Origin of the sequence: Actinokineospora auranticolor, from assembly GCF_002934265.1 — a bacterium.
Lineage (GTDB): Bacteria > Actinomycetota > Actinomycetes > Mycobacteriales > Pseudonocardiaceae > Actinokineospora > Actinokineospora auranticolor.
In genome coordinates, this window is sequence record NZ_PTIX01000004.1 from 1 (window position 1) to 12,641 (window position 12,641).

Sequence of the window (12,641 nt, forward strand, 5' to 3'; positions counted from 1 at the left end):
CACCGGAGCTACCCGCGGGTGATCAAACGGAAAATGAGCAACTTCCCGGTCAAACGCGCACGACACCGACAACAACTCCGAAACAGCCGACCACCTCACTCGAACATCACCCTCACCCCGCCCAGCACGACCCGACACCGCCGCCGACCAGCCGAAACCACCTAACCGACCAGCATTGCGCCTAGGCAGGCATCGCGTTGGTGACCCGAATCCTTGTGCAGGCACGTCGCTGCGACGGCATCTTCGCCATGCCCGCACCAAGACCCATTGCCGACACCTTGAGTCCACAACCCAACCCGCTGCGGCTTGACAACCACATCGGGAATCATTGGAGGGCCTGTGCGGGGTTCGGGGCGGTGGTCTTCGTGTCAGCAGAGGTGCGTGGCTGGCGTGTGGCTGATCAGTACCGAGGCCCTGGACTTCTCGTCGAGTTCGTGCGGCGGCTGGCGAAGCCGGAACGAAGCTGGCTGGGTGGGCGGAGCTGTGCCCCTGACGGGCGCGGCTGTTCGCTGGAGCCAGTCCACGTGCGGGCTGTCGGGCGATCGGTAAGTCACCCGGCACGCACACTCAGCCTGACCACGCCCAGGTGTTGTGCCGAGCGGTCGCGGCCCATGGTCACCGGTGCGCGACTTGGCTCCGGACACCGCGAGGGGTTTGAGCAGACAGGCAGCCGGAGGACAGCTCAGACTGGGCCGGGAGCCGTGACGACGTGTTTCGTCGGTTGCTTCGAGGTCGAAGCCGGTGGCTGGCGACTGTGCCCGAAGGGGCGGCTTGTCCGGCCGCGGGGTTGCTGGTCGCGGCGTAGCCTGCTTAGCCGTGAGCGACGACGGCAGAGCCGAGGTCTGTTCCCGTTGTGGTCGGTCTCGGGCCGATGCCTCCGTGGTGGAGGCGTTGGCTTGGGTTCGGGAGCAGGACGGGGGTGGGGTGCGGTGGTTGTGTTCGGCTTGTGCGCGGGCTCATGTGCGGGACATCGAGGGGAAGTTGCCGCCTGAGTACTGGTCGGGGAGCTAGTTCTCGTCGGCGAAGCCCGGTTGCCACCGGGAGATGATGTCGCGCATCGAGAACTCGGCGTCGAGTTGGCAGAGGATGCCGGTGGCGCCCGCGGTGACGCGCTGGATCAGCAGGTACTGGGGTGGCAGGTTCAGCGAGCGGCCGGTCTTGAAGTCCTGGCCGCGCAGGTCGCCGACCCGTTCGGCTTGGCGTTGCATCCAGTGGCGGGTGAAGTGGAAGGTCTCCACCGACGCGGGTTCGGCGAACGGGGCCAGGTAGGCCAGCACGTGCTCCGGGTCGAGCCGCATGCCTTGGCGGATGAAGCCCTCGTCGCGCATCAGCTCCATCAGCTCGGCCGAGTCGCCTTGCAGCGCCAGGCGGGTCATCCGGCCCAGGGGGCGGGGCAGGCCCTCGGGGAGCCGGGCGACGGCGCCGAAGTCGATGGCGCAGAGGCGGCCGTCCGGGGTGAGCATGAAGTTGCCCGGGTGCGGGTCGGAGTGCAGCAGCCCGGCGCGCGCGGGGGACGAGAAGTGGAACTCCGAGAGGAGCCTGCCCGCCAGGTCGCGCTCGGCGCGGCTGCCCTCGCGGATGATCGCGGCCAGCGGCTTGCCGTCCACCCACTCGGTGATCGTCACCTTCGGCGAGCTGGCCACGACGCGCGGGACCAGGACCTGCTCGTCCCCGGCGAACGCCTTGGCGAAGCGCCGCTGGTTGTCCGCCTCGGCGCGGTAGTCCAGCTCCTCGGTCATCCGGTCGGTGAGTTCCTGCAGCAGCGGCTTGATCTCCATGCCCGGCGCGAACGGCTGGAACAGCCTGCTGAACCGCTGCAGCTGCCGCAGGTCCGACAGCAGCGCCTCGTCCGCGCCCGGGTACTGGACCTTGACGGCGACCGGCCTGCCGTCGTGCCACACGCCGCGGTGGACCTGGCCGATGCTGGCCGCCGCGGCGGGCTGGTCGTCGAACTCGGCGAACCGCTCCCGCCAGCCGCGGCCCAGCTGCTGCGCCATCACCCGGTGCATCGCCGGGGTGCTCATCGGCGGCGCCGCGGCCTGCAGCTTGGTCAACGCCTCCCGGTACGGCTCGGCCATGTCGTCGGGCACCGCCGCCTCGAACACCGACAGCGCCTGGCCGAACTTCATGGCGCCGCCCTTGAGCTGCCCCAGCACCTCGAACAGCTGCTCCGCGGTGCGCGCCGAGAGCTCGGCGCTCACCTGCTCCGCGCTCTGGCCTGCCAGCCGCTTCCCCCAGCCGCCGACGGTCCGGCCCGCGACCCCCAGCGGAATGCTGGCGAGCCGCGCCGTGCGCGCGACGGTCTTGCGTGGCATCTCGGTCACCGGTCGATTGTCCCTTGTCGAGGCAAGCGGTCGCAGAGGAATACGTCGCGCGGCACCTGTCGACCAGCACACATCAACGTCCGATATCTCCCCTATCGATGAGTTTGGGGGAGCTTTCGGCGGTCGACCGCCCCGGCGGCCGACGGGAACCGGTGGTGGGTTGTTGGCGGCGAGCGCCCGGGAGCAGGTGCCGGTACGTGGGGCGGGTCGCCGCGCGGCACACGCACTCGGGGTGCGGCTCCCACGCCGTGCGCCGCAGCGTGGCGGCGAACGCGTCCACGGCCACGGTGGCGTTCCACGTGCTCGGCGGCGGCGTCCACGGGTCGCGCAGCCACGCCACCGCGCGCAGGGCCTGCGCCGCCGCGACCCCGGCGGTGACGTGCGCCGTCGCCAGGTCGGCGGGTTGGCTGCGGCCCGCCAGCTGCGCGGCCACCAGCGGCCAGCACGGATCCGCCCGGGCCCGGTGGTGGTCCAGGCAGCGCACGCAGCAGCTCAGCCCCGGCACCACCAGCGGCCCCACCAGCCCCTCGCCGTCCCGGCTGCTCACGCACAGGTGCGGCAGCCCCCGTTCGGCCAGCCCGGCCACCACCACCGGGTCCGGCACCAGCGCGTCGGTCAGCAGCACCAGGTCGGGGCGGACGTTGGTGAATCCACGCGTGTTGACCGACGGGTCGGCGCGGCGGACCGCGTCGTGCGCCGCCGCCCGCCGCGCCCGCCCGACGTCGTCGGTCCGCAGCTCCGCGCCCACCTCCGCGGCCGTCACCACGCCGGACGCCCGCACGGTCACGTGGCCCACCCCGGCCTGGGCCAGCAGGCAGGCGACGGCCACCGCCAGCCTGCCGTCGCCGCGCACCTCGACCCCCGCGTCGCGGCGGTCCGCGGGCAGCGGCGCGACCGGCCGCCACGCGGCCAGCGCGTCGTCCGCCAGGAGCCTGCTCGCCACGGCCGGGGCGGGCGCGGCGGCGTCCTCGACCACGCCGCGCGCCGTCAACTCGCCCAGCAGCTCGCGCAGCGCCGACCGGTCCGGCGGGCCCAGCCCGGCGAGCAGTTCGGCCGTGGTCCGGCCTCCGGTGAGGTCTACGGCGACCGCGACGACCGGGGCGGGCAGGTCGCCGATCAGCAGCGCGCGGCGCGGGTCGAGGCCGAACTGCACCTCGCCCGCGCGCCGGTGCAGCACGGCCACCCCCGGGCGCACGCGCGGGCGGTCGGGGAGCCGATCCCCATGGGGGAGCACGGATTCGCTCTCAGTCATGTGCTCAGCGTGGCCGATGGGGCCGTTCGGCTGCCGGAAGTTGTCCACAGGCGAGAGTCACACCCGCCCGGTCCTCCCGCGATGTCGGTGTCGCCCCTTACGGTTGTGGTTGTGGCCGAACCACAAGTCGAGGTGCGCCGGAGCAAGCGCAGAACCCGCACCGTCACGGCGTACCGCGAAGGCGACACCGTGATCGTCCTCATCCCGGCTCGGCTCTCCAAGAAGGAAGAAGCCCACTGGGTCCAGGAGATGCAGCGCAGGCTGCTGCGCAACGAGTCCCGCAGGCGCTCGCCCGCGCGCACGTCCGACGACGCGCTGCTGGAGCGGTGCGGGGAGTTGTCGGGGCTGTACTTCGGGGGGCGGTGTACGCCCAGGTCGGTGCGGTGGGTGCCGCCGATGCGGACCCGGTGGGCGTCGTGCACACCGGCTGATCGGACGATCCGGGTGAGTGAGCGGTTGCGGACGGCGCCGTCGTGGGTGTTGGACTACGTGCTGGTGCACGAGTTGGCGCATTTATTGGTGCCGGGGCACGGGGCGGACTTCTGGGAGTTGGTCAGCGCGTATCCGCGGACGGAGCGGGCGGTGGGGTACTTGGAGGGGTTGTCGGCGGCTGCGGGGTGGGGGATCGCCGGCGACGACTGAGGCCGGGGTCGGTTGGTGAGCGGTTCTCGCGTTCTGGGTGGTTCGGTCGGTGTCGGGGCAGCGGTTCGCCGCTGGTCCCGCACGGTGATGTTCCGACCCGGCGTGGTGCGGTTCTCTCGTGGTCTGGGCGCGAGTGTCGAGCTGCGCTCGATGGGGTGAATTGTCTTTGCGCGGGGCCCCTACGAGCCTGCGGTGGGGCAAGAGCGGTGGGGATGGGCGAGCCACCCCACCCGCAGGGAAGCTTGGGCGGACTCGTCCCCCACGCAAAGACAACCCACGCCCATCGAGCAGTTCTTGGGAGCGCGAAGAGTTGGGCGGGGTCGGGTTGGCACACGTCGGCGGGTAGCGGGTTCACCTTGGTGGGGTGGAGCCGGTTTGCCGGGGTGGCTGTGCGGTGTGGGCGAGTGCGGCTTGGGCGGTGGGCAGCAGGCTCGGCTTGGCCGGGAATCGCCTGGTCGGTGGCTATTTCAACACCCCGCCCGGACCCAGGACGGCCCCCGCCCTCCTCTGGGGGGACAGCCCTGCTCCAGTCTATCGGCGCTGGGGTGGTCGGGAAGGGGGCACGGAAACCTGTGGATGGACGCCGGGGATGTGGATAACCCGCTGAGAGCGGATCTGGGCGGGGCGGGCTTGGCCGGCGCAGTGGGGTGGTGTGGTGGTGGGCGGCTCGGGTGGGGGAGCTGCTGGGGGATCGATGGAAGAAGGGCCGGGGGACCCCCGGCCCTTTCACCTCAGTCTGCTGCCGTCAGGACTCGTCTTCGTGCTGGTCGCGTTCGGCTTCCTCGGTGCGTTTCAGTTGGGCGATCGGGTCGTCTTCCAGGGTGTCCGCGCCGCCCAGGCGGTCGCTGAACTCCAGGGGGTCGTCCAGGTCCGACGCCGTGGGCATCAGGTCCGGGTGGGCCCAGAGGCCATCGCGCTTGTCGATGCCGTGCTGGTCGGTCACGAGTCGCCAGAGGGAGGTGGCGGCTCGGAGGCGGCGGGGGCGCAGTTCGAGGCCCACGAGGGTCGCGAAGGTCTGTTCGGCCGGTCCGCCCGAGGCGCGGCGGCGGCGGAGGGTTTCGCGCAGCGCGTCGGCGCCGGGGAGGCGGTCACCGACCGCGTCGCCCACGACGATGTCGACCCAGCCCTCGACCAGGGCCAACAGGGTTTCGAGGCGGGTCAGGGCGGCCTTCTGCTCCGGGGTGGTCTGCGGTTCCAGCAGACCCGACTGCATGGCCTGCTCGATGGTCTCCGGGCTGCTCGGGTCCACCTGGGTGGCCAGCTGTTCCAGCGCCGAGATGTCGACCTTGATGCCGTCGGCGAACTCCTCGACGGTGGCCAGCAGCCGCTGGCGCAGCCACGGCACGTGCGCGAAGAGGCGCTGGTGGGCGGCCTCGCGCGCGGCGATGAACACCATCACCTCGCTGGCCGGGCGCTCGAGGCCCTTGGTGAACTCCTCGATGTTGGCGGGCAGCAGCGCCGCCGTCCCCACCGGGCCCAGCGGCAGGCCGATGTCGGTCGCGGTGAGCACCTCGGAGCCGAGCTGGGCCAGCGCGTTGCCCAGCTGCGAGCCGAAGGCCATGCCACCCATCTGCCCGACCATCGCCAGCAGCGGACCCGCCTGCTGCTTGGCCTCCGCGGGCAGCGCCTCGACCCAGGCGCCCGCCATCCGCCTGGCCACCGGGTCGCACAGCCGCTGCCAGGTGGGCAGCGTGTGCTCGATCCAGTCGCGCGCGGTCCACGCCCTGGTGGCCGTGGCGCCCGCGGGCAGCGTGGTCACCGGGTCCAGCCACATCTCGGCCAAGTGCACCGCGTCGGTGACGGCCTTGGCGGCCTCCGGCGGCGCGGTGAAGCCGATCTGGCCGCCGAGCTTCTGCACGGCGATCTGCTTGGCCAGGTCGTAGTTGACCGGCCCGCTCGACGAACCCGCCTGGCTGATCATCTGTCCGAGCTGGCTCAACATCTGCCCGAGCTGGTCGAACGGGTTCCCCCCGGCACCGCCCGGACCACCCGGACCCGGGTTGTTCGGGTCCTTGTTCTTGTCCCGGTCGTCGGGGTCCGGCGCGCTGAAGCCGAACGTGAACTCGCTCATGGGTCCACGGTACGCGGCGTCGCCAGCCGCGCGCCGTCCGGTGATCCGCCGTCGGCGAACGCACGTACCCTGTGCGTTTGTGAGCACCGCACCGGATGCCCCAGCGACCCAGCAGCCCACCCCGGACGCCGGGTCGCCCCCGGCGCCGTCCCCACGGACGCTGTCCCGGCGGGGGTGGACGGTCATCGTGGCCTTCGTCGTGTCGCTCGGCCTGTTGCTGGTCGGCCTGCTGGTGCCCATCCCGTACGTGTCGCTTGGCCCCGGCCCGACCTACGACACCCTCGGCTCGGTCGAGAACGTCCAGGTCGTGTCCGTCGACGGCGCGCCGACCTACCCGACCAGCGGTCAGCTGCGGATGACCACCGTCTCGGTGAACAGCGAGATCACCCTCTTCGGCGCGCTCGGCCTCTGGGTCAGCGGCCGCTACGCGCTGGCCCCCCGCGAGGACTACTTCAAGCCGGGGGAGACCGAGGAGCAGATCGAGCAGCAGAACACGAAGATGTTCCAGGACTCGCAGAGCAACGCCGAGATCGCCGCGCTGCACCACCTCAAGTACCCGACCAAGCCCATCGCCAAGGAGATCACCACGGGCGCGCCCGCGGACAAGGTGCTCGTGCCCGGCGACGAGTTCGTCGAGGTCAACGGCAAGAAGATCACCGTGGCCACGGACGTGCGGGCGGCGCTCGCGGGCACCAAGCCGGGCGACACCATCCCCGTCACCTACCGCCGCGACGGCCAGGAGAAGCAGGGCACCATCACCCTGGGCACCTCGACCGACTTCGGCGGCGACCCCCAGGCGGAGGGGTTCATGGGGGTGCGCACCACCGACCGCCCGGACGTGGACTTCAAGACCACGATCCACCTGGAGAACGTGGGCGGTCCCTCGGCCGGGTTGATGTTCTCGCTGGCCATCGTCGACCGGCTCACCCCCGGTGACCTCGCGGGCGGGCAGAACATCGCGGGCACCGGCGAGATCGAGGAGGACGGCCGGGTCGAGCGCATCGGCGGCATCCCGTTCAAGATGACCGCCGCCAAGGAGGCGGGGGTCACCACCTTCCTGGTCCCGGAGGGCAACTGCGCCGAGGCCAAGGACAACGCCCCGGACGGCCTGCGGCTGGTGAAGGTGGCCACCCTCGACGACGCGGTCGCCGCGCTGGACAACCTGAAGGCCGGGCGGCCGGTTCCGGGCTGCTGAGGACTGGGGTTCCGGTGCCGGGCTCAGTCGCGCAGGGTGTCGAGCAGCGCCGCGGTGAGGTTGGCGGCCAGGTCCGGGTGCTCGACGAGCTCGTCGATCGGCTCACCCGATCCGGTGGAATCGGGATTCGTGCTGGCGACGGCGCGCAGCCGCAGCACGCAGGCGACCGAGCCGTCGCGCAGCGCCGCCGCGACCAACCGGGCCTCGCGCGCCTGGGGGTGCTCGGCGGCGAGCCTGCCCAGCGTGTCGCCGTCGGCGGCGGGCAGGTCGGCCTCCGCTTCCGGCGGCAGCATGACGATCTCCTGGACCAGCGCGCAGCCCACCACCGCGGGCGGCCACATGATCGTGGTCAGCGCGGCGCCGAGGTCGCCGTCGGGCAGCGCGTCCTGCGCGACCGGGGTCAGCGTCGACGCCGGGTCCACCTGGTCGGCCAGCTCGGGGCGCTCGTCCAGCAGCTGCGCGGTGGGCACGAACGCGAACAGCTGCGCGGGCTGGTCCCACCCGCCCGCGTTGACGAACTCCTCGACCTCGCGGGTGGCGGCGGGCAGGTCGTGGGTACCGGGATCGCTCACGACGACCATGGTCGCATCCGGCGCGCGGCCCGATGCCGAGCGGTCGGGCCGGTGATCGCCCGGGGTGGGCGCGTTCGCCGGGAGTTATCCACATGCTCGCCAGTCATCCACACAATTCGGACACCCTCGCGGGAACCCGAACCGGTCCTAATAGAGTTGAACAACCAGGGCGGTCCGCCCACCCGTCGTCCGAACCGTGCTAGTCGAGCAGTTGGTTGAAGTTAGTACGTCGATAGTCCGCTACTGATGGAGCGTGCCCAGTGGCCACTCGGCCCCCGATCGGCCTGCCGAAGCTGTCCCGGCGCAGCCGCGTCCTGCTCTACATAGCCGCCGCCCTGATCCTGCTCCTGCTGGTCGGCTCGCGGCTGCTCAACACCTACGTGAACTGGCTGTGGTTCGGCGAGGTCGACTTCCGGTCGGTGTTCACCACCGTCCTGTGGACACGCGTCGTGCTGTTCTTCGCCACCGGCGCGCTGGTCGGCGGTCTGCTCGCGGTGAGCCTGTGGGTGGCCTACCGCACCCGCCCGGTGTTCGTCCCGGTGTCCAGCACGGACGATCCACTCGCCCGCTACCGGTCCACGATCGTGGGCCGGGTCAAGCTGTTCGGCATCGGCCTGCCGGTGATCATGGGCGTGATCGCGGGCTCCGCCGCGCAGTCGGACTGGCAGCAGGTGCAGTTGCTGCTCAACGGCTCCGACTTCGGCGTCACCGACGCGCAGTTCGGCATCGACCTCGGGTTCTACGCGTTCACGCTGCCGTTCATCACCTGGCTGATCAACTGGTTGTTCATCGCCGTCGCGGTCGCCTTCTTCGGCGCGCTGATCACCCACTACCTGTTCGGCGGGATCCGGTTGGCGGGCAAGGGCGGGCAGCTCGCCGCGCCCGCGCGCATGCAGCTGTCGATCACGGCGGGCGTGTTCGTGCTCGTCTACGCGGTCGACTACTTCTTCGAGCGCTACGAACTGCTCTTCAACAACCACGACCTGTTCAGCGGCGCGAACTTCACCGACCTCAACGCGGTGCTGCCCGCCAAGCTGATCCTGATGTTCATCGCGGCGTTCTGCGCCGTGGCGTACTTCGCGGGCGCGTTCCTGCGGAACCTGCAGCTGCCCGCCATCGCCACCGCGCTGCTGATCCTCTCCGGGATCCTGGTCGGCGCGGCGTGGCCCGCGATCATCCAGCAGTTCTCCGTGCGGCCGAACGAGAACGCGAAGGAAGCGCTGTCCATCCAGCGCAACATCGACGCCACCCGGGCCGCCTACGGGCTCACCCCGAACAAGGTCAAGACCGAGGACTACCCGGGCGTCACCACCGCTTCGCCGCAGCAGATCCGGTCCGACCAGCGCAACCTCAACACCATCTCGAACGTGCGCCTGCTGGACCCGAACATCCTCGCCCGCACCTTCACCCAGCGCGAGGGCCGGGAGAACTTCTACGGCTTCCCGGACAAGCTCGACGTCGACCGCTACACCGTCGACGGCAAGACCCAGGACTACATCGTCGCCGCGCGCGAGATCAAGACCAGCGGGCTCACCGAGACCCAGGGCGGCTGGATCAACCGGCACATGGTCTTCACCCACGGCAACGGGTTCGTCGCCGCGCCCGCGAACACGGTCAACTCGGCGCTCGGCGAGGGTGACGACCAGGGCGGGTACCCGGTCTTCAAGGTCAGCGACCTGGCCAACAAGGGGCCGATCAAGGTCGACCAGCCGCGCATCTACTACGGCGAGCTGGCCACCGACAACTACGCCATCGTCGGCGGCAAGGACAACGGCAGGCCGCTGGAGTACGACACCTCCACGAGCACGTCCGGCTACGACGGCAAGGGTGGTGTGGCGATCGACAACCTGTTCAACAAGTTGGTCTTCGCCGCGTACAACACCGAGCGCAACATCCTGTTCTCGTCGCAGATCGGCGACGGCGCCAAGATCATGTACAACCGGAGCCCGCGGGACCGGGTGAGCAAGGTGGCGCCGTGGCTGACCCTCGACGGCGACCCGTACCCGGCGGTGGTCAACGGCCGCATCCTGTGGATCATCGACGGCTACACCACGCTGGAGAACTACCCGTACGCCCAGCGCACCGCCCTCGGTGAGGCCACCAACGACTCGCTCGGCGGGGTCCAGGACAACCGCACGATCAGCTACATCCGCAACTCGGTGAAGGCCACCGTCGACGCCTACGACGGCACGGTCTCGTTGTACTCCATCGACGACAAGGACCCGGTCCTCAAGGCGTGGGAGGGCGTGTTCCCCGGCACGGTGAAGCCGGGGTCGGAGATCAGCCCGGAGCTGCGCTCGCACTTCCGGTACCCGGAGGACCTGTTCAAGGTCCAGCGCGAACTGCTCTCCCGCTACCACGTGGCCGACGCGAACGAGTTCTTCTCGCAGAAGAGCTTCTGGAGCGTCCCGCGCGACCCGACCGAGGACGGCGCGTCCAACGGCGCGAACACCAGCGGGGACAAGCAGCCGCCGTACTACGTGCTCGCGCAGGCGCCCGGGCAGGAAACCGCGACCTTCCAGATCACCAGCGCGCTGACGCTGCTCAGCCGTGACTTCCTCGCGTCGTGGGTATCCGCGTCGTCCGATCCGGACGACTACGGGCAGATCAGGGTGTTGCGACTACCCTCGACCGGCCAACAGGCGGAGGGGCCGGTGCAGGTGCAGAACCGGTTCCAGACAACCCCGAAGGTCACCGAGAACCGGACGCTGCTGCAGAACCCGAGCGTCACACCGACCTACGGCAACCTGCTGACGTTGCCGGTCGCGGGCGGGTTGCTCTACGTGGAACCGCTCTACGTGCAACGCAAGGACGCGAACTCCTTCCCGCAGCTGGCCCGGGTGCTCGTCGCCTTCGGCAGCAAGGTCGGGTTCGCGCCGACGATCGACGAGGCACTGGACGAGGTGTTCGGGGAGGGCACGGGCGACACCGCGACCAAACCGGGGCAAACCGGCGGCGGCACGTCGACACCGCCGACCACGTCGTCGTCGCAGCCACCGACGAGCAGCGCGCCACCACCGAGCACCGGGGGCGGCACCAGCGCCGAGGTCGACGCGGCGGCCCAGGCGATCGACAGCGCCCTGGGCAACCTCCGCCAGGCCCAGCGCGACGGTGACTTCGCCGCGATCGGCAAGGCGATGGCCGACCTGGAGGCCGCGGGCAAGCGCTACCAGGACGCGCGGGCCAAGGCGGGCGCCACACCGTCCACCCCACCGTCCTCACCGGGCGCCTCACCCTCACCCACCCCGCCCTCCGGTGGCGGCTGACGCCCCCTGAGCTAGTCCCCTGACGCGGCCACCCGGCCGGGCTGACCTCCAGCCCACCGGGTGGCCGCGTTGCGTTCCGGGCCGTGCTCGACCCTGGACTGCGGTGCGGGGCCGTTTCGCGGGCGGCTCGCCGTGGTGGACCGGTCGTCGTCGCGGGCCACGGACCGGGGTCGGCTCGTCGTTCGGCGCGACCGACCGGGTGCGCCGCGATGATCCGGACGATGTCGTGGGCAGGGCCTGGGTTGGCCGCGGTTGCGGAGGGGCCACAGACCGAAGCGCGACTCTGGCTGCCGTGCGGTTGGTGTTGGGTCTCTGGCCAGGGCTGATCCGCCGCGGCTGTGTTCCCGGGCACGCGATTTGCTTTCCTCCGCGGCCCCCTGTAGTGTTCATTTTACCGACGCGGGGTGGAGCAGCTCGGTAGCTCGCTGGGCTCATAACCCAGAGGTCGCAGGTTCAAATCCTGTCCCCGCTACAAACGACGAACGGCTCTACTGGCACTTAATGCCAGTAGAGCCGTTCGTTTTGTGTTGAGGACATGCCGTCCCATGCGCTGCGGTGCGGGCAGGCCTGCCCCTGGTCCAGGTCATCGTTGCACCGCTGGTGGGTGCGGTGGCGAGGTGGGCCTGGGGCCCGAGTGGTGGGTGTGGCTGGGGAGTACGAGAAAACGAAATGCCCGTGTGCTGAGCACACGGGCATTTCGTCTTGTAGCGGGGACAGGATTTGAACCTGCGACCTCTGGGTTATGAGCCCAGCGAGCTACCGAGCTGCTCCACCCCGCGTCGGTAAGAGAAGACTATCAGGGGGCTCAACCGGCTTTTTCAGGGGGGTGGGGTTGGGGGCGCGGAAGGGGGGCGCGGGCCGGGGTGGGGGGATCTTGGGGAATGGGGTGCGGGGGTGGGGCGGTGGGTGGAATGTCCTCTGTGGATGGTCGGTGTAACCCGGGTCATTTAGTGAGGACTGTCCTCAGCGGCGGGGCGGGGTTCGGGTGGGGCGCGCGAGCGGGAGCGCGGGGAACGGGTGACATATCGATCAGCACTGGTTTCGGTGTGAGTGTTCGACTGGGAGGCCGGGAGTTCGAGTATGGGCGAGGTTCCGGCGTGCGCGTGCATCCGCACGGTCGTCTGCGGCACCTGTTTGGCAGTGGGGGTTTTCGGCCGTGGTGTCCACACTGGACCGGTCCACCCTGGTCCGCCCGGCGGCGCTCCCGGTGTGACAGTTTTCCCATCAACGCATCGTTCGTCGAGGGTTCGCCGGGGCTCGTGGCCCGTCCGGGCGGCCCGACCTGGGGGATTGGACGTGATCTAGGCCACATCGGCGGG

7 protein-coding genes and 2 tRNA genes are annotated in these 12,641 nt (G+C 70.5%); 4 read left to right on the forward strand and 5 right to left on the reverse strand.

The genetic code is table 11. From position 1 onward, the window contains the following. Positions 1 to 1,007 precede the first annotated feature (1,007 nt). Both CLV40_RS08605 and CLV40_RS08610 read right to left on the reverse strand, forming a co-directional pair. Entirely contained in the window at positions 1,008 to 2,315 is a 1,308-nt protein-coding gene (locus tag CLV40_RS08605; RefSeq protein ID WP_104478719.1) for an ABC1 kinase family protein, read from the reverse strand. Positions 2,316 to 2,397: 82 nt separating this feature from the next. Next, the gene (locus tag CLV40_RS08610; RefSeq protein ID WP_146107969.1) at positions 2,398 to 3,576 is read right to left on the reverse strand and encodes a TOMM precursor leader peptide-binding protein; all 1,179 of its coding nucleotides are present in this window, start codon (positions 3,574 to 3,576) and stop codon (positions 2,398 to 2,400) included. Positions 3,577 to 3,687: 111 nt separating this feature from the next. On the opposite strand from CLV40_RS08610, the gene CLV40_RS08615 reads away from it, so the two are divergent. Continuing rightward, positions 3,688 to 4,218 (forward strand): M48 metallopeptidase family protein, encoded by a 531-nt coding sequence (locus CLV40_RS08615; RefSeq protein ID WP_104478720.1) that lies wholly within the window; start codon positions 3,688 to 3,690, stop codon positions 4,216 to 4,218. A gap of 745 nt (positions 4,219 to 4,963) precedes the next feature. On the opposite strand, the gene CLV40_RS08620 is transcribed toward CLV40_RS08615, so the two are convergent. Then, entirely contained in the window at positions 4,964 to 6,289 is a 1,326-nt protein-coding gene (locus CLV40_RS08620; protein ID WP_104478348.1) for a zinc-dependent metalloprotease, read from the reverse strand. Positions 6,290 to 6,368: 79 nt separating this feature from the next. On the opposite strand from CLV40_RS08620, the gene CLV40_RS08625 reads away from it, so the two are divergent. Then, positions 6,369 to 7,484, forward strand: a complete 1,116-nt coding sequence (locus CLV40_RS08625; RefSeq protein ID WP_245931174.1) for a YlbL family protein — start codon at positions 6,369 to 6,371, stop codon at positions 7,482 to 7,484. Positions 7,485 to 7,507: 23 nt separating this feature from the next. Here the strand turns inward: CLV40_RS08625 and CLV40_RS08630 are convergent, their stop codons facing one another. After that, positions 7,508 to 8,065 carry a PPA1309 family protein gene (locus tag CLV40_RS08630; RefSeq protein WP_104478349.1) on the reverse strand — a complete coding sequence of 186 codons (558 nt, stop codon included), beginning with the start codon at positions 8,063 to 8,065 and terminating at the stop codon, positions 7,508 to 7,510. Positions 8,066 to 8,316: 251 nt separating this feature from the next. On the opposite strand from CLV40_RS08630, the gene CLV40_RS08635 reads away from it, so the two are divergent. Then, complete coding sequence (locus CLV40_RS08635; protein ID WP_104478350.1) at positions 8,317 to 11,322, forward strand: UPF0182 family protein; 3,006 nt, start codon at positions 8,317 to 8,319, stop codon at positions 11,320 to 11,322. 398 nt (positions 11,323 to 11,720) lie between these two features. After that, positions 11,721 to 11,794, forward strand: a tRNA-Met gene (locus CLV40_RS08640). 233 nt (positions 11,795 to 12,027) lie between these two features. Here CLV40_RS08640 and CLV40_RS08645 read toward each other — a convergent pair. Beyond that, positions 12,028 to 12,101 (reverse strand) — tRNA-Met (locus CLV40_RS08645). Positions 12,102 to 12,641 lie beyond the last annotated feature (540 nt).

Bases quoted from the DNA above. Each gene is read 5' to 3' on its own strand.
- CLV40_RS08620 (WP_104478348.1), bottom strand. From the start codon at position 6,289: ATGAGCGAGTTCACGTTCGGCTTCAGCGCGCCGGACCCCGACGACCGG.
- CLV40_RS08605 (WP_104478719.1), bottom strand. From the start codon at position 2,315: ATGCCACGCAAGACCGTCGCGCGCACGGCGCGGCTCGCCAGCATTCCG.
- CLV40_RS08610 (WP_146107969.1), bottom strand. From the start codon at position 3,576: ATGACTGAGAGCGAATCCGTGCTCCCCCATGGGGATCGGCTCCCCGAC.
- CLV40_RS08630 (WP_104478349.1), bottom strand. From the start codon at position 8,065: ATGGTCGTCGTGAGCGATCCCGGTACCCACGACCTGCCCGCCGCCACC.